We start from the raw sequence: 23,414 nt of genomic DNA on the forward strand, positions 1-23,414 counted from the left end.
CTCCCACAGCCCGTCCGGAACAATCCAACTCCACGTACCCCGCCCCATGAACAGACCAACGTCCGCCTCACCACGTAGGACACGGTCTTAGGGGGCTGCCATGCGCCGCATCCGCACCTTCGCCGCGGCTGCTGCGGCCATCTGTCTGCCGCTTACCGCCCGCGGCAGCGGCTCCGACCCGAAACCGGCCGCCGAGCCAGCCGACAAGCCGTCCGCGAGCCGCACCGTCGACTGCAGCGACGAGACCCTCAGCCAGGAAGTCTGGATCGACAACTGCATGCCCGAGCCGCCGAACACGGACCTGAAGCTCGGCGAGTCGTACACGTGGCTCGACGGCGTGAAGACCTCCGTCACGAAGATCGAGCGGATCACTGGCCCCTACCAGCAGGGCGATACCCGGCCCGACACCGACGAGACGCTGTTCCGCGTCCACATCGCGTTCTCCAACGGTGCCGACATCCCCGTGAAGCTCGACGAGTTCAGCACGTTCATCGACGGCGCCACGAACGGCGGCGAGGCCGCAATCGGCTCGTACCAGGCCGGTGAGGAGCCCATCGTCGGGCGTCTCGCACCCGGCGGCAATGTCACGAAGACCGCCGAGTACATCATCGACGACAAGTACGGGACCAAGGTCGTCGTCACCGTGCAGCGCGGCAAGGAGGCCAGCGAACCGGGCGGCTACCCGGAGTTCACGGGCACCATCAGCTGACCCACGGGTTACGGCCCCGGTAGAAAACCGCTGGCGCCGTCGGCCACCATGACGTTGCGAGGCATCAGCACCGCCCTAACACCCCGCCCCGGCCGCCCTCGCTGGCCGACTCGTGCCAACTGGGACCTGATCCGCTGTTCCCACATCATGCAAGCCCACCCGGTGGCCGTGGTGACTCGACTCGAAGGGCTGGCGCTGCAAGCGCTGCCCCCGCTGCCGCACGCTCTGCGTATGGGGTGGGCTTGGCACGAGGCCGGCTACGTGGACCAAGATCTGGCGCTGGAAGAGTGGGGCGCCGTGCTGGCTGAACTTGATCCGTACGTCCGCCGCTTCATCTCGGCTCGCGCCGTGAACAGCCAGGAGCCGTGGCCCCACTACAGTCGTTTGACTGAGGAAGCTGTCGTTTGGGCGAGGCGCCGCGGCCAGTAGGCGGCCGGTGCTGGGTGTCAGCGGGCCCGGTCCTCGTACGTCCGACGCCACAAATTGTGCGCGCCGGCCGACGCGTAGCCGGTACTTGTGGTCGTGGCAGCGCGGGCACCGCTTCACCTTCCGCCGGCACTCCAACTCGCCCGCCTCTTTGAGCCGCCACGGGGACGAGCCTTCATTGTTTGCGCTCAGATCCATAACAGAACCGATCCAAACTCTTCACAGATCACCTACATCCGATAACGTCCCCCATCTCACGAAACACCGCACCAAGGGGGGACCATGCGCACCCGCGCCCGCATCCACACCATCACCGCACTCACCGCCGCTGGCCTGCTCGCACTCACCGCGTGCAGCACCGGCGAGGACACGGTGACCACCACGCCGAAGAAGACCTCCTCGAAGAAGGCTGCCGCCAAGACGGAGGAGAAGGCCGACGCCAAGCCGGCCGAGAAGAAGACGGCGGCCGTCGGCGACACCCTCACGCTGAAGGGCCTGGAGGAGGGCGAGCAGCTCGACGTCACGCTGAAGAAGTGGTTGCCCACCGCCGAGGGGGCGGACGAGTTCAACGTGCCGCAGGATGGGAAGCGTTGGGCGGCGGCTCAGTTCGAGTTGGTGAACACGGGCAGCAAGGTGTACGCCGACAGTCCGGCGAACGGGGCGAAGGCCGCCGACAGTGAGGGGCAGCGGTTCGACTCATGGTTCGGGGAGATCGCGGCCGGTCCGGAGATGTCGTCGGACGTGAACTTGCCGAAGGGTGAGAAGGCCCTGGGCTGGGTCGTGTTCGAGGTGCCGAAGACGTCGAAGCTGGTGTCGGTGCAGTTCGGGATGAACTCGGGGTTCGCGGAGCAGACAGGGCAGTGGTCGGTGAAGTAGGCCAGCGGTGTGGGGCCCGGTCGCACGAGGCGGCCGGGCGCTCGCGTTTCTCCGGGAGATCCCCCAGCCGGGCCACAATTCAACCCATGACCGCCTACCCGGCGCGCTGCCCCCCTGTCGTGATTGCGAGGGAGGCGGGTCAGGGGAGGCTGAACCGCCCGTTCCCGTTTCCCTGAGACCCGCCTCCCTGCCCTCCTTGGCCTCCCTGAGTCACCTTTCCGCAGGCCAGACCAGGGAGGCAGATCAGGGAGCCGCTCAGGGAGAACCGTGAGAACGCCGCGGCGAACCGCTTCGCGGTGGCGGGGTCGAGGCCACGGCCGATGAGATGAGTCTTGGCCGTCTGAGGGGCGCCGGTGGCCAGAGTGCGGCGAGCCTTGTCGGCAGCGTGGTAGGTGTGGCCCGGCGGCGGAGGGTGGCGCGAAGCGCGCGACGCTCTCGGCGGATGGCCAGGGTACGTTCTTGCATTAGGTCTGGCTCCTTGATCACGAAGGTGCTGGATCAAGGCCCCGTGCTGGTGATGGCGTCACCGGTCCGGGGCCGACGCCGTCTCACAGACGTCTCGCGGGCTGTGCGTGAGAGGGCGGACTCGGAGCCTCTGACCTGGACGTTCTCGGAATGTGTAGACGGTGACGGGCCACCCAGGAGGGTGGGTAAACTCCATCCACGTGACTGCTGCGCCTGCAAAGCCCCGTATCCCGAACGTCCTCGCCGGCCGCTATGCCTCGGCCGAGCTCGCCACCCTGTGGTCCCCCGAGCAGAAGGTGAAGCTGGAGCGTCAGCTCTGGCTCGCCGTGCTGCGGGCTCAGAAGGACCTCGGCATCGAGGTGCCGGACGCCGCCCTCGCCGACTACGGGCGGGTTCTCGACCAGGTCGACCTGGCCTCGATCGCCGAGCGCGAGAAGGTCACGCGGCACGACGTGAAGGCGCGGATCGAGGAGTTCAACGACCTCGCCGGGCACGAGCACGTGCACAAGGGCATGACCTCGCGTGATCTCACCGAGAACGTGGAGCAGCTGCAGATCCGGCTCTCCCTTGAGCTGATGCGCGACCGCACGGTCGCCGTCCTGGCACGCCTGGGCAAGCTCGCCGGCGAGTACGGCGAGCTGGTCATGGCCGGCCGCTCGCACAACGTGGCGGCGCAGGCGACCACCCTCGGCAAGCGTTTCGCGACCGCCGCCGACGAGCTGCTCGTCGCGTACGGCCGGGTCGAGGAGCTGCTCGGCCGCTATCCGCTGCGTGGCATCAAGGGCCCGGTGGGCACGGCGCAGGACATGCTCGACCTGCTGGGCGGGGATGCGGCGAAGCTCGCGGATCTCGAGCAGCGCATCGCGCGGCACCTGGGCTTCTCGCAGGCGTTCACGTCCGTCGGCCAGGTCTATCCGCGCTCGCTCGACTACGAGGTCGTGACCGCGCTGGTGCAGCTGGCGGCCGCGCCGTCGTCGCTGGCGAAGACGATCCGACTGATGGCCGGGCACGAGCTGGTCACCGAGGGCTTCAAGCCGGGCCAGGTCGGCTCCTCCGCGATGCCGCACAAGATGAACACCCGCTCCTGCGAGCGCGTGAACGGCCTGATGGTGATCCTGCGCGGCTATGCCTCGATGACGGGCGAACTGGCGGGCGACCAGTGGAACGAGGGCGACGTGTCCTGCTCGGTGGTGCGCCGGGTCGCGCTGCCTGACGCGTTCTTCGCCCTTGACGGTCTGCTGGAGACGTTCCTGACCGTCCTCGACGAGTTCGGCGCGTTCCCCGCGGTCGTCGCGCGCGAGCTGGACCGCTATCTGCCGTTCCTCGCCACGACCAAGGTCCTGATGGGCGCCGTACGGGCGGGCGTCGGCCGTGAGGTCGCGCACGAGGCCATCAAGGAGAACGCCGTCGCCTCCGCCCTCGCCATGCGCGAGCAGGGCGCCGAGCGCAACGAACTGCTGGACAAGCTCGCCGCCGACGAGCGCATCCCGCTGGACCGGGCTGGGCTCGACGCGCTGATGGCCGACAAGCTGTCCTTTACGGGCGCCGCCGCCGACCAGGTGGCCGCGGTCGTCGGGCGGATCGAGGAGCTCGTGAAGCAGCACCCGGAGGCCGCGGGCTACACGCCGGGGGCGATCCTCTGACGCGGTTCACCGCCGCCGACCTGGAGGCCGCCCGCGACCGCCTCGTGCCGGATGTCGTCGCGGACGGTCTCCATGTGCTGTTCTGCGGCATCAACCCGGGGCTCATGACGGCCGCGACGGGCCATCATTTCGCCCGTCCCGGCAACCGCTTCTGGCCGGTGCTGCACCTGTCCGGCTTCACGCCCCGGCTGCTCGAGCCGTCGGAACAGGGCGAGTTGCCCTCGTACGGGCTCGGCATCACCAACGTGGTCGCGCGGGCGACCGCCCGGGCCGACGAGCTCAGCGCGGACGAGTACCGGGAGGGCGGGCGGCTGCTCGTCACCAAGGTGGAGCGGCTGCGGCCGCGATGGCTCGCGGTGGTCGGCGTGACCGCGTACAGGGTGGCCTTTGACGACCGCAAGGCGGCCGTCGGACCGCAGGAGCGGACGATCGGCTCGACGCGGGTGTGGGTGCTGCCGAATCCCAGTGGGCTGAACGCACATTGGACGGCGGCGACGATGGCGGAGGAGTTCGGGAGATTGAGGGACGCGGCGGGGGCCTGAGGGGTCACGGTGGGTCTATGTCCGTGACCACGGCGAGCAGTTTGACCTCGTCCGCCTCGTCCCGGTCGGCAATGCCCACGGCAACCCAGCGGCGACGCTCCTTGACCTCCCACAGGTACATGTCGTCCACACGCTGGCTGAAGGAGAGCCAGGGCTCGGGTATCACCTCGTCGTACATCGCGGGACGCAGGCGGATGGTCTGCGTCCCGAGGTGCTCACCGACTCCCCAGAGCAGGGTCAGGAGCCGCGCGATGTCGTCCCTTTCCTCCATGAACTGCGCCGCAGTCTCCGCCCGTTGGCAACCGTCCCCCGCGCAAGGACCGTCGCCGCCCGCTGACTCGGCCATGAAATAGCCGGGTCCCCCCATGCCGACGACGTCCGTCGTGCCCTGCTCCGCGGGAAGATCGCGGGAGCACAGCGCAGCGATCGCGGCTACGAACTCCTCACTGGTCATGAAGTCCAGTAAACCGGCCACCACTGACAATTGGCGATGCATCAGGTGGCCGAGAGGCCCCTGTTCACGCATCCCGGCGGCGAACGCTCCACGCTCCCGCCAGCAACGCGGCCCCCGTCCACACCGCCGTCACCGCGAGGCCGGTCCACGGCCCGAGCGCCCCGTCCGCGGTCTCGTGCAGGACCACTTGGCCCGCCCTGTCGGGCAGGAAGTCGGCAGCGCTCCCGGACAGATCCCCGACCACGAAGGAGACGATGAGCAGGAACGGGACAAGGATGCTCAGCGTGGCGACGCCGCTGCGCAGCAGCGCGGCCAGCCCGGCCGCGAACAGGGCCATCAGCGCGAGGTAGACCCCGCAGCCGATCACTCCCCGCAGCCCCTCGCCCCAGCTCAGCCCGCTCCCCCGGTCACCGAGGACGGCCTTGCCCACGAGCAGGCTCACACCTCCGGTGAGGAGACCGACGGCCAGGGCGGGTACGCCGATGGCCATCGCCTTCGCCGCGAACCACCGGCCCCGGTCGGGTACGGCGGCCAGGGAGACCCGCAACGCACCGCCCTGGAACTCGGACGAGACCGCCTGCGCGCCGAACGTGATCGCCGCGATCTGCCCGAAGTTGACCCCGAAGAATGCCGAGAACAGGGGGTCGAAGTCAGCGTCTGCCGCCTCGTCGAGCCCGGCGAGCGCGGAGAACGCCGCGGTGACGAGGACGACGGCGACCAGCCCCGCGACGAGCGACCGAAGCGTACGGATCTTGAGCCACTCCGAGTGGAGTACGGGTGCGAACGGCACGGTCAGGCCTCCTGCGGCTGAGTCGGGGACTGGGCGGCGAACTCGGCCTCCGTGGCCGTCAGATCGAGATAGGCCTGCTCCAACGTGCCCTCCTCCGCCGTGAGTTCGAGGATGGGCACGCCCGAGCCCGAGGTGAGGCGGCCGATGTCGTCCACGCGCGCGTGGTGCACGATCCACCGTTCGCCCTCGCCCTCCACGGCGTCGTATCCATGCCGCGCGAGCAGGTCGCGGAGTGCCGCACCGTCGGTGGTGCGCACCCGTACGCGGGGCTCCACGCGCGCGTGGATGAACTCCCGCATCGGCGTGTCGGCGAGCAGCCGGCCGCGCCCCAGGACGACGAGGTGGTCTGCGAACGACGCGGTCTCGTTCATCAGGTGGCTGGAGACGAGCACCGTGCGACCCTCGCGGGCGAGCCGGCGCATCAGCTCACGGATCCAGATGATGCCTTCCGGGTCGAGCCCGTTCGACGGCTCGTCGAGCAGGACCACCGGCGGGTCTCCCAGGAGCGCGGCGGCGATGCCCAGGCGCTGACGCATGCCCAGGGAGTACGTCCTGACGCGGCGCCGGGCGACCGAGGCGAGGCCCGCCTCCGCCAGGACCTCGTCCACGCGGCGCTCCGGGATGCGGTTGCTCGCGGCGAGGACGCGCAGGTGGTCGCGCGCGGTGCGCGAGCCGTGTGCGGCCTGCGCTTCGAGCAGCGCGCCGACGTGACGCAGCGGCTCGTCGAGCGTCGCGTACGCGCGGCCTCCGAGCGTGGCGGTGCCGGCGGTCGGCCGGTCCAGGCCGAGCACGAGCCGCAGGGTGGTGGACTTCCCTGCGCCGTTGGGGCCGAGGAAACCGGTGACGCGGCCCGGTACAACGCTGAAGGTCAACTGGTCCACGGCCCGCGTGGTCCCGTACTCCTTGGTGAGGTCTTGGACGTCGATGCTGGTCATGGCCCAAGGCTGGCTGTCGTGAGGGGTGTTGGGCCTCCCCCGCCCGGGGAGAGCGTCTCCCTCGCTCGGGGGAGGCTCGTTGTCAGTGCCGACTGGCACGATGACGGAATGGCCCGCCTGCTGCGCCCGTTCATCCGGGCTGTCACCTACACACGATGGCTGCATCTGTTCATGGCCGTCGTGTGGCCGGCCATGTGGTACTACATCTTCGACGACATGTGGGCGTGGATCACGGCGGCCGGGCTGCTCGTCCTCGCCGGGCTCGTGCCCCAGATGCGAACCGTGGAAGGCTTGCAGGCCAGGCTGCTGCTGATGGGACATCGGCACGACAGCAAGAGCATGGAGATAGTCGTCGCGCCGTCCGCCACCTGGGGCGACCGCGGGCGGACCATCGTGTGGTTGGAGGCCCGGCTGTTCCTGGGCTGTCTCGTCTCGATGCTCACCGTCCAACTGCCCATCACGTCCGTGAACCTGGTGACGACGGCGCGTGGCGGGACCCCGGACGACGGCGCGATTCTTCACATCACGGGTCAGCACTGGTGGCACGTGCCTCTCGCGCCCCTGCCGCTGATCCTGCTGGCCGCAGTCGTGGTCGGCTCCGGCGAGCTGATCACCCTCATCGCGCGCCGCCTCCTCGGCGCGTCCCCCGCCGAGCGGCTTGCCGCCCTGGAGGAGCGCACGGAACAGCTCCTGGAGCGCACACGTATCGCGCGCGAACTGCACGACTCGATCGGCCACGCGCTGACTGTCGCCGTGGTGCAGGCGGGCGCGGCGCGGGCGGCGGGCGATCCCGCGTTCACCGACCGGGCGCTGGATGCCATCGAGGAGACGGGCCGGGCCGCGCTGGAGGATCTGGAGCGGGTACTCGGCGTGCTGCGCGAGACGGAGCGTCCGGTGAGCAGCCGCCCGACACTGGTGGAGGCCGACCGGCTCCTGGAGTCGGCGCGCGCTTCGGGCGCCAAGGTCGACGCCGAGGTGACGGGCTCCTTGGAGACGGTGCCCGGCCCGGTTTCGCGCGAGGGCTACCGCATCCTCCAGGAGTCGCTCACCAATGTGCTGCGGCACGCGGGATCCGTTCCCGTCCGGGTCCGTATCGCCGTCGAGGACCGGGCCCTCTCCCTGGAGGTGCGCAATCCGCTGACGGCGGAGATACCGGGACCCGGCCGGGGCAGCGGCCTGCGGGGCATACGGGAGCGGGCCGCGCTGCTCGGCGGCCGCGCGCGGACCGGACCGGACGACGGGGACTGGCAGGTGCACGCCGAGCTGCCGCTGCGCTGATCTACGCTGGCCGGATGCCGGTCACCGTTCTGCTCGTCGACGACGAACCCCTCGTACGCGCCGGTCTGCGCGCCGTCCTGGAGGCGCAGCCGGACATCGAGGTCGTCGGGGAGGCCGCCGACGGTGCGGCGGTGATCCCGCTGGTGAGGCAGCTGCGGCCGGACGTGGTGGCGATGGACGTCCGCATGCCGCTCCTGGACGGCATCGAGGCCACGCGCGCGGTGCTGCGGACGGTCGACAGCCCGCCGAAGATCCTCGTGGTGACGACCTTCGAGAACGACGAGTACGTGTACGAGGCGCTGCGCGCGGGTGCCGACGGCTTTCTGCTGAAGCGGGCCCGGCCGGCCGAGATCGTGCACGCGGTGCGGCTGGTCGCCGAGGGCGAGTCGCTGCTGTTCCCGGCCTCGGTGCGGCAGTTGGCCGCCGAGTACGGGGAGGGCGGCGGGAATCCAGCGGCCAGGGCCGCGCTGGACCGGGCGGCCCTGACCGAGCGTGAGGCGGAGGTGCTGCGGCTGATGACCCGGGGCCTGTCGAACGCGGAGATCGCCGCGCTGCTGGTCGTCGGCACCGAGACGGTGAAGTCCCACGTCAGCGCCGTACTGGCGAAGCTGGGGGCGCGGGACCGTACGCAGGCGGTGATCACGGCGTACGAGTCGGGGTTCGTGGCGCCCGGCTGATCCGGGCCGCGGGCAAGGAGGTGGTGCCCGGCACTCGCCGAGACCGGTCGCGCCGAGTACGATCCGCCCAACCAACACGCGCACGAGCTGGGAGGACGGACGTTGGGGCGGTTGACCGGCGGGGATCCCTCTTTGCTGCGGAGGATCAATTCCGCGGTGGTGTTGCACGCGCTGCGGGCCACGGATTTCGCGACTCTCACCGAGATCACCCGGGTGACCGGGCTGTCCAGGCCCACGGTCGAGGGTGTCGTCGAGGGGCTCATCGAGGGCGGGCTCGTCGTGGAGACGGCGGCCGAGGAGGGCGCTGCCCGGCGCCAGGGGCGTCCGGCGCGCCGGTTCCGCTTCCGGGCCGAGGCGGGCCATCTGCTGGGCCTGGAGATCGGCCCGCACCGCGTGGCCGTGCTCCTCGCGGACCTGGACGGCCGGATCCTCGGCTCGCTCGCCAAGGACGTCTGTGAGACGGCGTCGGCGGACGAGCGGCTCGACCGGCTGCGTACCGCCGTCGCCGAGCTGCTGCGCCGCGCCGGCGTCGCGCGCGGCTCCCTGCGCGCCGTCGGGGTGGCCACGCCCGGCATCGTCGAGGCCGACGGCACCGTACGTCTCGGTACGGCGCTTCCGGAGTGGACGGGCCTGCACCTGGGCGAGCGGCTGCGGCGTTCCTTCAAGTGCCCGGTGCTCGTGGAGAACGACGCCAACGCGGCGGCGGTCGCCGAGCACTGGAAGGGCGCGGCCACCGAGTCCGACGACATGGTGTTCGTGCTGGCCGGACTGAGCCCGGGCGCCGGATCCCTCATCGGCGGACGGCTGCACCGCGGCTACGGAGGGGCGGCCGGGGAGATCGGCGCGCTGCATCTGCTGGGCCGTGAGGTGACTCCGGAGACGCTGCTGTCGACGACCGGCGAGCCGCTGCACCCGCTCGACGAACAGGCGGTGGCGGAGGTCTTCACGCACGCCCGCGCGGGCGACGAACAGGCCCTGGCGGCTGTCGACCGCTTCATCCAGCGGCTGGTGCACGACGTGGCCGCGCTCGTCCTGGCCCTCGACCCCGAGCTCGTCGTGATCGGCGGCTGGGCGGCGGGCATCGACGGCGTACTGGAGCCGCTGCGCAAGGAGTTGGCCCGCTACTGTCTGCGGCCGCCCCGGGTGACCCTGTCGCTCCTTGGCGAGGCAGCTGTGGCGACGGGCGCGCTGCGGCTGGCCCTCGACCACGTGGAGGAACAGCTCTTCGCGGTGGAAGGCACCGTGACGGCGCGCCGCTGAACGGCCCTCGGGAGCAAGCCGCTGAACGGCCCTTGGGAGCAAGCCGCCGAACGGCCCCTGGGAGCAGAAAAGCGTCGCGCCCCGGAGGTCCGGGGCGCGAGGCGTACGAGAGCGGGGTTCAGGAGGCCCGGCGCTCCGGGTCGTGGTGGATCTCCACGCCGCCGGTGTCGCCGAAGGTCAGCCGGCAGGTGTCGGCGCGGTAGGTGGCGACGGAGACCGCCGCGGTGCACCCCCCGGCGAAGAAGCGGGTCGTGACGACGAGGACGGGTGCGCCGGGGAGCCGGTCGAGTTCCTTGGCGTCGTCGGCGCGGGCCGAGCCGAGTTCCACGGCGCGGTCCTGGCCCTCCAGTTCCTGGCGCTGGAGTTCCCGCAGCACGGCACGCGCGCGTGCCGTGCCCGAGGGTGCGTCGATGCCGGACAGGTCGGGCACCGACGAGGCCGGGATGTAGAGCAGTTCGGCGGCGACCGGCTGGCCGTGCGTCGTCCGGGAGCGGCGCACGATGTGTACCTGCTCGTCGCGGCCGGTCTCCAGGGCGCGGGCCACCGCCGCGGGCGGGACCGCCAGGGTGCAGTCCGCGGGCTGCCAGGCGTCGCCGACCGCGCCCGGCCACGCGTGCTGCTCCGATCCGACGGCCACGCCCATGCGCGGCGGCGCCACGGTCGTGCCGACGCCGCGGCGGCGCTGGAGCCGGCCTTCGAGTTCGAGCTGCTCCAGGGCCTGGCGGAGCGTGGCCCTGGCCACGCCGAACCGGGCCGCGAGATCACGCTCGTTGGGCAGGATCTCACCCACCGAGAACTCGGAATCCAGTGCTTCGCTGAGCACGGTCTTGAGGTGCCAGTACTTGGGCTCCGGCACCGTATCCAACTGCGTGGTCCCCACCCTGTCCTCCGCAATCGCCGTGACCCGGCGGCTTTTAACGCCCTTGTTTATTAAAGGTTCCTGCACTATCTCTGCGACCATATGGCCGCCCCCACCCTTGGTCAAGACCAATCCTCGATCCGTTACAGCTCGCACAGGCGTGTTGCCGCAGAGCGTTCACACGGTGTTCGCAATACGCCGCATTCGTGACACAACGGCGAAGCCCCCGTCTCCTGGACGAGGGCTCGGGCCGCGCTGGGGCTGTGTCATTCGACGGGGAGGGACAGCAGCTTCTCCGGGTTGCGGATGATGTAGACGCACTGGATCCGGCCGTCGGCGACGTCCAGCTGGTAGACGCTGTCGGGCTTGCCGCCGGACAGCATGAGGAGCGCCGGACCGCCGTTGACCTCCAGGAAGCGGAACGCCACGTCCGGAACACTCGCCAGGCCCTTGCGCGCGGCGCCGGAGATGAAGCGGCCCACCTTGTCGGCCGACTCGATGACCCGCAGCGGCGCCTGGGCCCGGCCGCCGGCGTCGCCCACCAGCCGCACGTCCGGGGCGAGCAGGGACATCAGCCCTTCCAGGTCGCCGTCCGCCGCCGCGGCGAGGAACCGCTCGGTGAGATCGCGCCGTTCGGCGGGGTCGACCTCGTAGCGCGGCCGTTTCTCCTCGACGTGCCGGCGGGCCCGCCCGGCGAGCTGCCGCACCGCGGACTCACTGCGGTCGAGGGTGACGGCGATGTCCGCGTACGGATAGCCGAAGGCCTCCCGCAGCACGAACACCGCGCGCTCCAGCGGCGACAAGGACTCCAGGACGACGAGGACGGCCAGCGAGACGGAGTCGGCGAGCACGGCCTGCTCCGCCGTGTCCGGGACGGTGTCCCCGAAGTCGGTGACGTACGGCTCGGGCAGCCACGGCCCTACGTAGGCCTCGTTACGGGACTGGACCTGCCGCAGCCGGTCGATGGCGAGCCGTGTGGTGATGCGCACCAGATAGGCCCGCGGTTCGCGCACGTCGGAGCGGTCGGCGCCGGACCAGCGCAGCCACCCCTCCTGGACCACGTCCTCGGCGTCGGCCACCCGGCCGAGCATGCGGTAGGCGACGCCCATCAGGACGGGACGGTGCTCTTCGAAGACCTCGGTCGCGATGTCGGTAGCCACGACACCATCCCAACCCGACGCGCGGGGTCGTGTCCAGGCGAAATCGGGGGTCCCGGGCACTGCGGCCGGGCAGCGGGGTTCAACCCGTGGGCGGGCGGGACGCATTGAAGGGCCTACGGACCAGGAGGTTGGCGGCAACCGGGGGCTACCCGCGGGTAGTAATTGCTGACAAGCTGTCTAGGAGTCAGCCGGTCCCCAGTCGAGGAGCAGCTCCATGTCCGCCACGGTCTCCTTCAGCGTCCCCTCTCCGTACGGCCCGCGGACCGTGACCCTCGCGTACGCGCGCGTGGGCAGCGGCGACCCGCTTCTGCTGCTGCACGGGATAGGCCACCACCGGCAGGCCTGGGACCCGGTCGTCGAAATCCTGGCGACCGAGCGCGACGTGATCGCGGTGGACCTGCCCGGCTTCGGCGAGTCCCCCGCGCTGCCCGACGGACTCCCCCACGACCTGTCGACCATGAACGCCGCGCTCACCGCCCTCTGCGAGGAGCTGGAGCTCGAACGGCCGCATGTGGCGGGCAACTCCCTGGGCGGACTGCTCGCCCTGGAGCTGGGCCGCGAGAAGCTCGTACGGTCCGTCACGGCGCTGTCGCCGGCCGGGTTCTGGTCGCCGGTCGAGCGGCGGTACGCGTTCGGTCTGCTGCTGGCCATGCGGGCGGCCGCGCGGAGCATGCCGCTGCCGGTGATCGAGCGGCTGTCGCGGTCGGCGGCCGGGCGCACCGTGCTGACGAGCAGCATCTACGCGCGGCCGGGCCGCCGTTCACCGGAGGCGGTCGTCGCCGAGACCCTCGCGCTGGCCAACGCGCAGGGATTCGCCGAGACCCTCAGGGCCGGCGGCTCCGTGCAGTTCACCGACGACATCCCCGGGCTTCCCGTCACCGTGGCCTGGGGGACCCGGGACCGGCTCCTGGTGCGCCGTCAGGGGATCCGGGCCAAGCACATCATTCCCCGGGCCCGGCTGGTGCGGCTGCCCGGCTGTGGGCACGTCCCGATGAACGACGACCCGGCGCTGGTCGCGCGGGTCATCCTGGACGGCAGCCGCTGAGCCGCGCGCCCGCCTGGTCAACGCGCCTGATCCCAGGGCGACTCCGGCGCCGACCAGGGCGCTGCCCGCGGCCTGTGCCGCCCCGTACGAGCCCGTTCCGACGAGCGGGGCCGTGCAGGCCGCCGCGACGGGGATGAGGCCGGAGAAGAGCGTGGCGCGCTCCGCGCCGATGCGCTGCATGCCCATGTACCAGCAGACGAAGCCGATGACCGTGACGATCGCCGCCTGCCACAGCAGCGCGGCGGCCTCGGTCGTGTCCGGCGTCCGCAGCCAGCCGCGGCCGTCGACGATGATCCCGGCCACCGCCGACTCGACCGCCGCGATGCCGCACACGGTGGCGGACAGCAACCGCGGACCGAGCGGCCGCAGCACGGGCACCGCCAGCACCGCGAAGCCGATCTCTCCGACGAGCGCACACACGGAGAAGGCGATTCCCGCGCCGTCGGTACGGCCCCACCCCTGAACGGTGAAGGCACCTGCGGCAACGAGCAACGCTCCGTAGAGGACGAGTCGTTGGGGCCGGCGGCCCTCCAGGAGGGGCACGAGAACGGCCACGGCGACCGGGGCACAGCCTACGAAGACACCCGGTACCGCGGGTTCCGCCGTGCGTTCGGCGGCGATCACGGCGAGGTTGAAGCCGACCATGCCGACGGCCGCGAGGAGCGCGAGCCGTATCCACTGACGCGGCACCAGTCCGCGCAGGGGCGCCGCGCCGCCCCGTCCGACCAGGGGCAGGAGCAGCAGACACGCGAGGCCGTAGCGCAGGAACTGACCACCCGCGTACGGATAGTCGCCCAGGACGCTGTTGGCGGTGAAGGAGCCTCCGACGAGGATGCCGGCGAAGGCGGCGAGCAGGGATCCGCGGGTGGTGGCGTTCATGGCTGTGACGCTATGAAGGGCGGCGGCCCGGATTAAGGTCCACTTCCATGACGCCATCGGGGACCAATCCGCGTACGCCCGGGTCGGCGGAGTGGGCCGCCGCCTGGGAGCTGCTCCTGCCGGCCGCCGCGGCACCGGCACGCGCGCGTGGCCGCTCCCTGCAGGCCGCGCTGCGCGAGGCGGTCCGCTCGGGGCGGCTCACGCCCGGCACCCGGCTGCCGTCCAGCCGTGAACTCGCCGCCGATCTGGGGGTGTCCCGGGGGCTGGTCACCGAGGCGTACGAGCAGTTGACCGCCGAGGGCTATCTGCGCAGCGGCCGGGGCGCCGGAACATGGGTCGGCGGGGCCGTCCGAGCGGCCCGCCCACGCGCGCGGGACCTCGCTCCCCGCTCCCCCGGCGCCCGCGCCGACTTCCTGCCCGGCACGCCGGACCTGTCGCTCTTCCCGCGGGCGGCGTGGTCGGCCGCGCAGCGCGGGGTGCTCGCCGAACTGCCGCACCACACGCTGGGCTACCCGGATCCGCGCGGGCTGCCCCGGCTGCGTACGGCCCTCGCGGAGCTGCTGGCCCGGCGCAGGGGCGTGGTCGCGGATCCGGAGCGGGTGGTGGTCGTCTCCGGCGTGGCGCAGGCGATGACGCTGCTCGGATTCGTGCTCCACGCACGCGGGGTGCGCACCGTCGGAGTGGAGGATCCCGCGAGCCCGGAACACGGCACCCTGTACGCGTCGGCCGGCATCCGCACCGTATCGCTGCCCCTGGACGACGAGGGGCTGGCCACCGGGCCTCTGCGGGCGTCCGGCGTTCGGGCGGTGGCGACGACGCCCGCCCACCAGTTCCCGTCGGGGATCGCGTACTCCGCGCGGCGCCGCACCGAACTCCTCGACTGGGCGCGGTCGGTGGACGGACTCGTCGTCGAGGACGACTACGACGGCGACTTCCGCTATGACCGGGCACCGGTGGGTGCCCTCCAGGGACTCGATCCGGAGCATGTCGCGTACACAGGGTCGGTCAGCAAGTCCCTGGCCCCGGGGCTGCGGCTCGGCTGGCTGCTGGTGCCGGAGTCGCTCGCGGAGGAAGTCGTCGAACGCAAGCGCACGATGGACCTCGGCAACCCGGTCGTCGACCAGGCCCTGCTGGCCCGCTTCGTCGAACGGGGCGACTACGACCGCCAACTCCGCCGCTGCCAGCGCGCGTACAAGGAGCGCCGCGACACCCTCGTCACGGCCCTGGAGGACCAATTTCCCGGAACCGAGGTCTCCGGCATCGCCGCCGGCCTCCATGTCATCGCCGCACTGCCCGCCGGCTACGGGCCGCCGGAACACTTCCTGGAGCGCACGGCCGCGGCAGGCGTCGCGGTACGCCCCCTCACGGACTACACGCAGACTCCGCCCGAGGACGACGTGGTGCGGCTGGTCCTGGGCTACGCCCATGTGTCTCCGACACGCATCCGAGAGGGGGTGCGGTTGATGGCGGAGGCGGTGCGGCCCGGCTAGAACCCCTGCTGTGCACGCCCCTTCAGGGGCGCGGGGCTGTATCGATGTGCGGCTCCGCCGCGTGGGCGCGCTCAACCCACGACAACCCGCACATGCCCACGAACCCCGCCCCCCAAGGGGCGCGGGGAACTGCGCGACCAGCCCCCACCGGCCCGCAGATACCCACCGGCCCCACCAACCAGCCCAACCCAGCGGAGCGTGTTGTTCACTTGTGGTTTGCGTGTGCGCTGCGGCGCACCAGTAGTTGTGGCCGTGCACACTGGTCGGACCCGTCCCAGGAGGCGTTCCATGTCACACCGTCCGCCGCACCCGTTGCCCGGTCGCCGCAGCGTTCTGCGCGGCTCGCTCGCCGCGTCGGCGGCGCTCGCACTGCCCGCCACCGTCGGCACGGCTCCGTCATTCGCCCTGTCGGGAAGACCGAAGGCGGAATGGGGTGTTCAGGCCGGAGACGTGACCACACACTCCGGCCTGGTGTGGGTGCGCTCCGACCGGCCCGCACGCATGATCGTGGAAACCTCCGCGACCGAGTCGTTCCGCAAACCGAGGAGATGGCACGGCCCGCTCCTGGGCGCGGACACGGACTTCACCGGGACGGTTCCGCTGCGCGGCCTTCCGGCGGGCGAGCAGATCCACTACCGGGTGACACTGGCCGACCCGGACGACTACCGCCGCACCGGCGAACCCGTACTGGGCACCTTCCGGACCGCACCCGCCAAGCGGCGCGAGGGAGTCCGGTTCCTCTGGTCGGGCGACGTCGTGGGCCAGGGCTGGGGCATCAACCCGGACGTCGGCGGCCTCTACGCGTACGAGGAGATGCGCCGCCTGGACCCGGACTTCTTCCTGTGCAGCGGCGACTCGATCTACGCGGACGGTCCGCTGTCGGCGTCCGTGACGCTGCCCGACGGCCGTGTCTGGCGGAACGTCACCACCCAGGAGAAGGCCAAGGTCGCGGAGACCCTGGCGGAGTACCGGGGCAACTTCCGCTACCCGCTGCTCGACGAGAACGTACGCCGGTTCAACGCACAGGTGCCGACGATCACGCAGTGGGACGACCACGAGGTCGTCAACAACTGGTACCCCGGCGAGATCCTCACCGACGCCCGCTACACGGTGAAGGACGTCGACACGCTGGCCTCCCGCGCCCGCAAGGCGTTCAGCGAGTACTTCCCGATCTCCACGCTGCCGTCCACCGGCGAGGACGGCCGGGTGCACCGCGTCGTGCACCACGGTCCGATGCTGGACGTGTTCGTGCTCGACATGCGTACGTACCGCAACGCCAACTCGCCGGGCCGGCAGACCGATGACACCACCGGCATTCTCGGCGCGGAGCAGCTGATCTGGCTGAAGCGGGAGCTGGCGCGGTCGCGTGCGGTGTGGAAGGTCATAGCCGCCGACATGCCGCTCGGCCTGGTCGTGCCGGACGGCGCGACGGACATCGAGGCCGTCGCACAGGGCGACCCGGGCGCGCCGCTCGGCCGCGAGCTGCAGATCGCGGAACTGCTGCGGTTCATCAAGCACCGCCGGATCACCGGCACGGTGTGGCTGACGGCGGACGTGCACTACACCTCGGCGCAGCACTACGACCCGTCGCGTGCGGCCTTCAAGGACTTCGCGCCGTTCTGGGAGTTCGTCTCCGGACCATTGGCGGCTGGCGGCTTCCCGGCGAACGCGCTGGACGGCACCTTCGGTCCCGACCGGGTCTTCCTCAAGGCGCCGACGACGGCGAACGTCTCGCCGATGGAGTCCCCGCAGTACTTCGGCGAGGTCGACATCGACGGCGACAGCGGCGAACTGACGGTCCGGCTGCGGGCGACCGGAGGTTCGGTGCTGTTCACGAAGGTGCTGCAGCCGGGACGCGTGGGGCAGTAGTTCCCGCACTCGTGAGGCTCACGGGGCTGGTGGTGCAGTAGTTCCCGTACCCTCGAACCTCGTGCCGCGTACCGGCGTCATCCCCCGGTGCGCGGCACGTTCGTTTGCCTCGGTCCTTATGTTTCCGCAGGTCAGGACCGGTTGTCAGTGGTCGCCTCTACGGTTTTTCCCATGACGCGATCTTTGCAGGCCGTGGCCTACACCCGACCCTCCGCGCTGGAGTCCGCACCGGGCGGACGGCGCCTGGGACTTGAGACCTCGCGGGGTGCGACGCCCCGCGGTGTCGAGGACCATCCCCGTTTCTTCACGGGCTTCCTGACGTCGCCTCAGGTGGCGTCGGCGGGTCTGCTCGCGGTGGCGGACGTAGCGGGCGCGCGCTACTACCAGCGGCAACTGCGGGCGTCCCTGGACCCGGTGGTCACGGGCAACGGCGACCGGCTGCGCTTCGAGTCCTTCTCCGGCTGCGGTGGGGTGTACGCGCGTCTGGACGTGCTGGACGCGGGCCTGGACGGCGGCGAGGTGGGCCACGGCACGACGAACGTCGACGTCAACAACCCGCTGCGGGAAGCGCTGTCGAGGATCGGCTCCGACGATCCGCTGCATCTTCGCGTCGGCCCGGACGAACTGGCCGTGACCACCCTGGACGGACCGGTCGTGGAGAAGAAGGTGCCGCTGCCGGACCGCTGGCTGCGCGGTTTCGCCGAGGCCCAGGTGATAGCGGCCGGCTTCGATCTGCGGGCCGAGCTGCCCGCGCCGGAGGCCGTGCGGTTCCTGCGCTCGCTGCCCCGTTCCACCGCGCGCAGCGCTTCCCGGGGCGCACGGTGGGTCGTGCCGGCGGGGCGCGGTCTGCGGCCCACGACCCGGCCGGTGCCCGGAGCGGTGTGTCTGCCGGGCCCGGAGCGGCTGATCGCGCTCCAAAGGGTGCTTCGTCATGCGACGGCCCTGCGGGTGTACGGTCCCTCGCTCGCCGGGGACGCCGCGGCGGCCAGTGCCTGGGAGGTCGTACTGCCCGGGATGCGGCTCACTCTGACGCTGTCCCCGGAGGCTTCGCGCGGCTTCTCCGGTGAGGGCGGCGTCCTGGACGCACTGGCCACCGACGAGGCGGCCGAGGACGCGGAGCTGATCGCGGTACTCCTGGCCTGGGAGCCCCGGATCGACGTCGGGGATCTGTCCGCCGCCTCGGGACTGCCGGCCGAGCGGGTGCGGGCCGCCCTGGTGCGCCTGGGCACATCGGGGCGCGTGGGGTACGACACGGCGGAGGCGGCCTACTTCCACCGCGAACTGCCGTATGACGCCGAGCGCGTGGAGCGGCACAACCCGCGCCTGCGGGCGGCCCGGGCTCTCGTCGCGGAGGGCGCGGTGGCCCTGGACGGCGCTCTCGGCACGGTGACGGCGCAGGACGGGCATGTGCACCGGGTGCGCGACGACGCGGGGGTGCTGAGCTGCAGCTGCCTGTGGTGGGCCAAGTACCGGGGCGGGCGAGGGCCGTGCAAGCACGCGCTCGCGGTGCGGATGGCCCGCCGGGCAGCGGTCGGTGGACGGACGGAGATTCTGGTCGACGGGGGTGTGCGATGAGTGGTGCGGTGCCGGTGAGTGAAGCGTTGCTGATGGCCGTGCGGGCGGGGCGGACGGGTGAGGCCGCGGGGCTGCTGGACGGGATGACGGATGCCGAACGACGGGCCTGTCTGCCCGCGTTGAAGGATCTCCGCAAGGAGCTGCGCACCGCGCCCTGGGACGCCGTGTCCCGCAAGGCGTATCCCACCCTGCACGCGGCCGGTGCGGCATGCCACACGGGAGCGGCCGGGGCGGCGGCCTGGCTCACCGCCGCCGACATGCGCTGGTCCCAGGCGTCTCCCGGAGTGCTTCTCCATGTACTGGGCGATCGGGAGCGTGACTGGCTGGGCGATGTCGCGCAGCGGCTCGCCCAACGCCCGGAGACCGCCCAGGTGCCCTACGAGCTGATGTCGGGCCTCGTCCGGCTGTCCGGCTGCGCGGTGCCGACGACGGAGACCTACGTACTGGGCTGGGTCGAGCAGGTCGGCAGTCTGTGGCAGCGCGGTGACACCATCCTGCAGCGGCTTCGCCAGGACCCGTACACGGCCGAGCTGGTCACCGCGCTCTTCGAGATCCCCGACATCGGCGGCCGCCTGAGCTGGCTGTTCGGTGACGGTCCGGACAGCTGGCCCCACGCGCTCGCGCAGCTCACTCGGGAGGGCACTCTCGGCCGGAAGGCCATGGTCGACGCCTGCGTGGCCCGGCTGCTGCGCGGCGGTGCCCCGGCCGAACACCGGGTGTTCCTGCGACTGTTGACCGCCCTGGAGCTGACCAGCGAGGAGGAGCGGGAGCGCGCCGCGGACTGGCTGGTGCTCGCCGCCGGTGCGGTGGCCACCGTGGCGTCGCACGCCCAGTCGGTGCTCGGCGCCCTGGCGCTGGCCGGTGAGTTGACGCCCCGGCAGCTCGCCGAGATGTCCGAAGGCGTGCTGTTCCGCACGGAGAAGAAGCTGGTGCGGGCCCAGCTCGTGCTCCTCGGGAAGGTGCTCCGGCGCGACCGGTCGAGCGTGGCCGAGCTGCTGCCCGCGGTGGCGCAGGCCTTCGGACACGAGGACACGGACGTGCAGCAGCGCGCACTGAAGCTGGTCGAGCGGCACCTCGACATGGCGCCGTTGGAGGCGCGGGGCGAAGTGGCCGACGCGGCCGGGCAGTTGAGCCCTGGGCTCCGCGCGCGGGCCACGGAACTGCTGGGTCTGGACGAGACCGACCTGGCGCCTGAGCCCTACGTGGAGTTGCTGCCGCCCGTGCCGGAGCCGAAGCGGCTCGCGGCCGCGCCGGACTCGATGGCCGAGCTGGCCGAGGAGGTCGGGGTCCTGCTCGTGTCCGGCGGCGACGTGGCGACGTTCGAGCGGGCCCTGGACGGCCTCGTGCGGCACGCCTACCGGGACCGGGATGCGTTGGCCGAGGCCCTGAAGCCAGTGGTGGCCCGGCGCTGGTGGATCGACGCCGATCCCCAGTACGTCTCGACGGACGCGTACTTCCACGAGAGTCCGCACGGTCTGGAGGTCGTCCTCGCGACCCTGCTGGGCCGGGTCCGTACGGCCACGCTCCACAGGGCCGTTCAGCACGGGCTCTTGGCGGACCCCTGCGTGCACAGCGCGCTGTCCGCCGCCCTCAACGCCCGCTTGTGGGAGGCGGCCCACCGGGTGCGCACCGATCCGCTGCCGTTCCTGCTGGCCACGCCCACCTGGGGTTCGGGGCTCCTGGAGCCGGACGAGCTGGTGGCCCGCCTCGACCAGTACCGCCGGCTCGGCGCCCGGCCCGGCGCGGCCGACTTCACACAGGCACTGCTGCGGGTGCGGCGCGACGACCGTGCAGCGGCCGCTGCCGCCGCCGAGCGGGCCGGTGCGCTCGGCACGGCGGAGGGAGACCGCCTGGCCCGGTGGCTCACGGCCGCCGGCCCGTCCTTGCCCATGAGTGGACGGCGGACCTCGGGGGTGCGCATCCTGGTCGAGCTCAGCGAGCTCGACGGGTTGCCGGAGGACCTCCCGCCCACGTTCCGTCGGCTAGGGCAGCCCGTGTCCGTGTTCATGGTCCGCAAGTACTGCCCCCACTACTGGAACCAGGCCGACCGGCAGCACTGGCTGGCCGTCGTGCCCGGGCGGCGGGAGTTGATGGCCGCGCGGGTGCTGCGCGAGCTCTCCACTGTCGCCGTGGAAGGCACGCGGGGCGATGCCGCCGTGCTGCCGCTGATCGCCGAGGCGGAGGGCGAGGCGGGTGAAGCCGTGCACCTCTGTGTTGCGTACGGGCTGGGCGCGCGCCACCCGGAGGACCGGCTCAGCGCAGTGGACGCCCTGCTGGTCCTGGCCGCGCGGGGACAGCTGGACGCCGAGCGGCTCGGTGCGGATCTGGGGCAGCTGGTCCGGCGCGGGGCGGTGAAGCCACTGCGGCTCGCCGAGTCCGTACGGACCGCGGCGACGACCGGCGCGTACGCCACCGTCTGGGCGATACTCCGGGCCGCGCTGCCCGTGCTGCTCGCGGACCTCGCCACGGATGGCGCCGCACCGTCCGCCCGCGGGTTCGGGGAGCTGCTGGCCGTCGCCGCCGAGTGCGCCGAACGGACCGGGGCGCGCGGCGGTCTGGCACACCTCGCGCAGACGGCGGACCGGCGCGGTTCGTCCCGGCTCGTCACCCAGGCCCGCCGGCTGCGTGCGACGCTGGATCAGGCGGCGGCCGCCTGACGCCAGAGCCCAACGCCCGTGCCCGGTCAGACCGTTCAGGCCGTTCAGGCCGTTCAGGCCGTTCAGGCCGTTCAGGCCGTTCAGGCCGTTCACCTGAGCGTTCAGTTCGCACCAAAGACTCGTAAAAAATGCAGCAAAGGGGGCAGAAGCATACTTAACCGATCAGTCACAAAGCGTTCGTGATCACGCAACACCCGTCCTGCACAGTGGCTGTATGACTCAAGACATGTCTGATGTGACGCGTGCGAAAAACGGCAGGCCGGTCCACCACTGGCGCCGGGATCTCGTCGAACTGGCCGCGCTGTTCACGGCGGTGGCGGTCGCCGACGCCGTGGCGAACCTGATCGGGCACGGCCCCGACGGCCCCACCCTGCTCGCGATCTCGGCGGTCGTGCTGGTCGCCACGGCCGGATTCCACACATGGTGGGCACGACGCCACGGCCACGCCCCGCCGACGCGCGATACCGGCACCCGGCCGACCGCAGCAGTGCGGAAGGCCGGGGCATCCGCGGCGGACCCGGCCACGCCGGAGGCCGTCGCCGGGGCGACCGTGCTCTGGCGGATGCGGACCACCGTGCGGGACGAGCCGGGATCACTGGCCGCGCTGTGCACGGCGCTGGCGGGACGGCAGGTCGACATCCTGAGCCTGCAGACGCATCCGCTGGCCGAGGGCACCGTGGACGAGTTCCTGCTGCGGGCTCCCGCTCAGGTGGCGGCCTCCGAAGTCACCCGGGCCGTGTCGCAGGCGGGCGGCGCCGGCACCTGGATCGAGCGGGCCGACGCGCACGACCTGGTGGACGCTCCCACGCGCGTCCTCGGCCTGGCGACGCGCACGGCGTTGGATGCGGCGGAACTGCCTTTGGCGCTACGGCAGTTGCTGGGGCGGTGCACGATCCGGTCGCTGCCCGCCGCGTCCGTGCGTGGTGACCGCGCGGACGAAGCGGCGCCCGTCGAGGGGGCGCTCGAGGACACCGTGATGCGGCTGCGCGCACCGGAAGGCGGAGTGATCACTGTGGAGCGGCCGTATCTGCCGTTCACGCCCACCGAGTTCGCGCGGGCCCGGGCCCTGGTCGAGCTGGACGCCCGGCTCGGTCCGCGCGTCCCCCGCAGCAAGGACGTACTGACCCTGTCCCAGGGCAACGCCATCACGGTGCGCCGCGCCGACGCCGGTGACGTCGACGCCGCGAAGGCCATGCACGAGCGGTGCTCGCCGCGCACGCTGAGCATGCGCTACCACGGGCCGATCGGCGACGCCGACAAGTACCTCAACCACCTTCTCAGCCCCCGCTTCGGGCGCACGCTCGCCGCGCAGACCGCCTCCGGGCGCCTCGTCGCGCTCGGCCATCTCCTCTGGGACGGCGACGAGACGGAGATCGCGCTTCTCGTCGAGGACGACTGGCAGCGGCGCGGTATCGGCAGCGAGCTGCTCGGCCGCCTGGTGACGATGGCCGTCGAGGCCGGCTGCGAGAGCGTGTACGTCGTCACGCAGTCGTCCAACACCGGCATGGTCGCCGCGATGCGCGGTCTCGACCTCCCTCTCGACTACCAGATCGAGGAAGGCACGCTCGTGATCACGGCCCGCCTGGACGCGACGCCGGTGAAGTCGCGGCTGCCGTACGACGAGGTCCAGGAGCACGAGCCCGAGCACGAGCACTCCGTGCGGGACTGACTGAGAGGCTGAGAGGCTGAGAGGACGAGCGAACTGCTCGTCCCGCGACGGCGGCAGGCCCCGGCGAACCACGCCGGGGCCTGCCGCGGTACCGATCTTCTCCGTACTGGTCTTCTCCGTACCGGACTTCTCCGTACCGTTCTCCCCCCGGGCCGC

At 71.7% G+C, this 23,414-nt stretch carries 18 protein-coding genes and 1 pseudogene; 13 read left to right on the forward strand and 6 right to left on the reverse strand.

Going from position 1 to position 23,414, the window contains the following annotated elements; genetic code table 11:
- The first annotated feature begins 100 nt into the window (after positions 1–100).
- The 4 genes from GAS53_RS38085 (at position 101) to mug (ending at position 4,661) form a co-directional block, all read left to right on the forward strand.
- Positions 101–709 (forward strand): hypothetical protein, encoded by a 609-nt coding sequence (locus GAS53_RS38085; RefSeq protein WP_151482349.1) that lies wholly within the window; start codon positions 101–103, stop codon positions 707–709.
- A gap of 708 nt (positions 710–1,417) precedes the next feature.
- Positions 1,418–2,011: a DUF4352 domain-containing protein gene (locus tag GAS53_RS38090; RefSeq protein ID WP_151482350.1), complete on the forward strand. Its 594-nt coding sequence runs from the start codon at positions 1,418–1,420 to the stop codon at positions 2,009–2,011.
- 665 nt (positions 2,012–2,676) lie between these two features.
- Positions 2,677–4,119: an adenylosuccinate lyase gene (gene purB, locus GAS53_RS38095; protein ID WP_151482351.1), complete on the forward strand. Its 1,443-nt coding sequence runs from the start codon at positions 2,677–2,679 to the stop codon at positions 4,117–4,119.
- Positions 4,116–4,661 (forward strand): G/U mismatch-specific DNA glycosylase, encoded by a 546-nt coding sequence (gene mug, locus GAS53_RS38100; RefSeq protein WP_151482352.1) that lies wholly within the window; start codon positions 4,116–4,118, stop codon positions 4,659–4,661. Before purB ends, mug begins: the two co-directional genes overlap by 4 nt.
- Before the next feature lie 4 nt (positions 4,662–4,665).
- On the opposite strand, the gene GAS53_RS38105 is transcribed toward mug, so the two are convergent.
- The 3 genes from GAS53_RS38105 to GAS53_RS38115 form a co-directional block, all read right to left on the reverse strand.
- Entirely contained in the window at positions 4,666–5,115 is a 450-nt protein-coding gene (locus GAS53_RS38105) for a hypothetical protein (protein WP_151482353.1), read from the reverse strand.
- Positions 5,116–5,179: 64 nt separating this feature from the next.
- Positions 5,180–5,905 carry an ABC transporter permease subunit gene (locus GAS53_RS38110; protein WP_151482354.1) on the reverse strand — a complete coding sequence of 242 codons (726 nt, stop codon included), beginning with the start codon at positions 5,903–5,905 and terminating at the stop codon, positions 5,180–5,182.
- Positions 5,906–5,907: 2 nt separating this feature from the next.
- The gene (locus GAS53_RS38115) at positions 5,908–6,840 is read right to left on the reverse strand and encodes an ATP-binding cassette domain-containing protein (protein WP_151482355.1); all 933 of its coding nucleotides are present in this window, start codon (positions 6,838–6,840) and stop codon (positions 5,908–5,910) included.
- Between the two features lie 108 nt (positions 6,841–6,948).
- On the opposite strand from GAS53_RS38115, the gene GAS53_RS38120 reads away from it, so the two are divergent.
- From GAS53_RS38120 to GAS53_RS38130, 3 genes are all read left to right on the forward strand, one after another.
- Positions 6,949–8,118 (forward strand): sensor histidine kinase, encoded by a 1,170-nt coding sequence (locus GAS53_RS38120; RefSeq protein WP_151482356.1) that lies wholly within the window; start codon positions 6,949–6,951, stop codon positions 8,116–8,118.
- A 14-nt stretch (positions 8,119–8,132) separates the two neighbouring features.
- Positions 8,133–8,795, forward strand: coding sequence for a response regulator transcription factor (locus GAS53_RS38125; RefSeq protein WP_151482357.1), 663 nt, complete (start codon positions 8,133–8,135; stop codon positions 8,793–8,795).
- A 102-nt stretch (positions 8,796–8,897) separates the two neighbouring features.
- Positions 8,898–10,055, forward strand: coding sequence for an ROK family transcriptional regulator (locus GAS53_RS38130; RefSeq protein ID WP_151482358.1), 1,158 nt, complete (start codon positions 8,898–8,900; stop codon positions 10,053–10,055).
- A 118-nt stretch (positions 10,056–10,173) separates the two neighbouring features.
- On the opposite strand, the gene GAS53_RS38135 is transcribed toward GAS53_RS38130, so the two are convergent.
- Both GAS53_RS38135 and GAS53_RS38140 read right to left on the reverse strand, forming a co-directional pair.
- Positions 10,174–10,935, reverse strand: a complete 762-nt coding sequence (locus GAS53_RS38135) for a GntR family transcriptional regulator (RefSeq protein ID WP_151482408.1) — start codon at positions 10,933–10,935, stop codon at positions 10,174–10,176.
- Between the two features lie 245 nt (positions 10,936–11,180).
- Positions 11,181–12,074 carry an RNA polymerase sigma-70 factor gene (locus tag GAS53_RS38140; protein ID WP_151482359.1) on the reverse strand — a complete coding sequence of 298 codons (894 nt, stop codon included), beginning with the start codon at positions 12,072–12,074 and terminating at the stop codon, positions 11,181–11,183.
- A 214-nt stretch (positions 12,075–12,288) separates the two neighbouring features.
- Here GAS53_RS38140 and GAS53_RS38145 point away from each other — a divergent pair, with 214 nt between their 5' ends.
- Positions 12,289–13,119: an alpha/beta fold hydrolase gene (locus tag GAS53_RS38145; protein ID WP_151482360.1), complete on the forward strand. Its 831-nt coding sequence runs from the start codon at positions 12,289–12,291 to the stop codon at positions 13,117–13,119.
- Between the two features lie 93 nt (positions 13,120–13,212).
- Here the strand turns inward: GAS53_RS38145 and GAS53_RS38150 are convergent.
- Positions 13,213–14,055 (reverse strand): annotated as a pseudogene (locus tag GAS53_RS38150) (DMT family transporter); the annotation flags it as partial.
- Here GAS53_RS38150 and pdxR point away from each other — a divergent pair.
- From pdxR to GAS53_RS38175, 5 genes are all read left to right on the forward strand, one after another.
- On the forward strand, positions 14,046–15,488 hold the full coding sequence (gene pdxR, locus GAS53_RS38155) for a MocR-like pyridoxine biosynthesis transcription factor PdxR (RefSeq protein ID WP_151482361.1): 1,443 nt from the start codon (positions 14,046–14,048) through the stop codon (positions 15,486–15,488). The pseudogene GAS53_RS38150 and the gene pdxR overlap by 10 nt on opposite strands.
- A gap of 288 nt (positions 15,489–15,776) precedes the next feature.
- Positions 15,777–17,357 carry an alkaline phosphatase D family protein gene (locus tag GAS53_RS38160; protein ID WP_151482362.1) on the forward strand — a complete coding sequence of 527 codons (1,581 nt, stop codon included), beginning with the start codon at positions 15,777–15,779 and terminating at the stop codon, positions 17,355–17,357.
- A 171-nt stretch (positions 17,358–17,528) separates the two neighbouring features.
- On the forward strand, positions 17,529–18,932 hold the full coding sequence (locus GAS53_RS38165; RefSeq protein WP_151482363.1) for an SWIM zinc finger family protein: 1,404 nt from the start codon (positions 17,529–17,531) through the stop codon (positions 18,930–18,932).
- The gene (locus GAS53_RS38170) at positions 18,929–21,589 is read left to right on the forward strand and encodes a DUF7824 domain-containing protein (RefSeq protein WP_151482364.1); all 2,661 of its coding nucleotides are present in this window, start codon (positions 18,929–18,931) and stop codon (positions 21,587–21,589) included. The genes GAS53_RS38165 and GAS53_RS38170 overlap by 4 nt, the downstream gene beginning before the upstream one ends.
- A gap of 226 nt (positions 21,590–21,815) precedes the next feature.
- Positions 21,816–23,258, forward strand: a complete 1,443-nt coding sequence (locus GAS53_RS38175; protein WP_225859349.1) for a GNAT family N-acetyltransferase — start codon at positions 21,816–21,818, stop codon at positions 23,256–23,258.
- Positions 23,259–23,414 lie beyond the last annotated feature (156 nt).

The sequence above is a fragment of the Streptomyces albicerus genome, from assembly GCF_008905045.1.
GTDB classification, from domain to species: Bacteria; Actinomycetota; Actinomycetes; order Streptomycetales; family Streptomycetaceae; genus Streptomyces; species Streptomyces albicerus.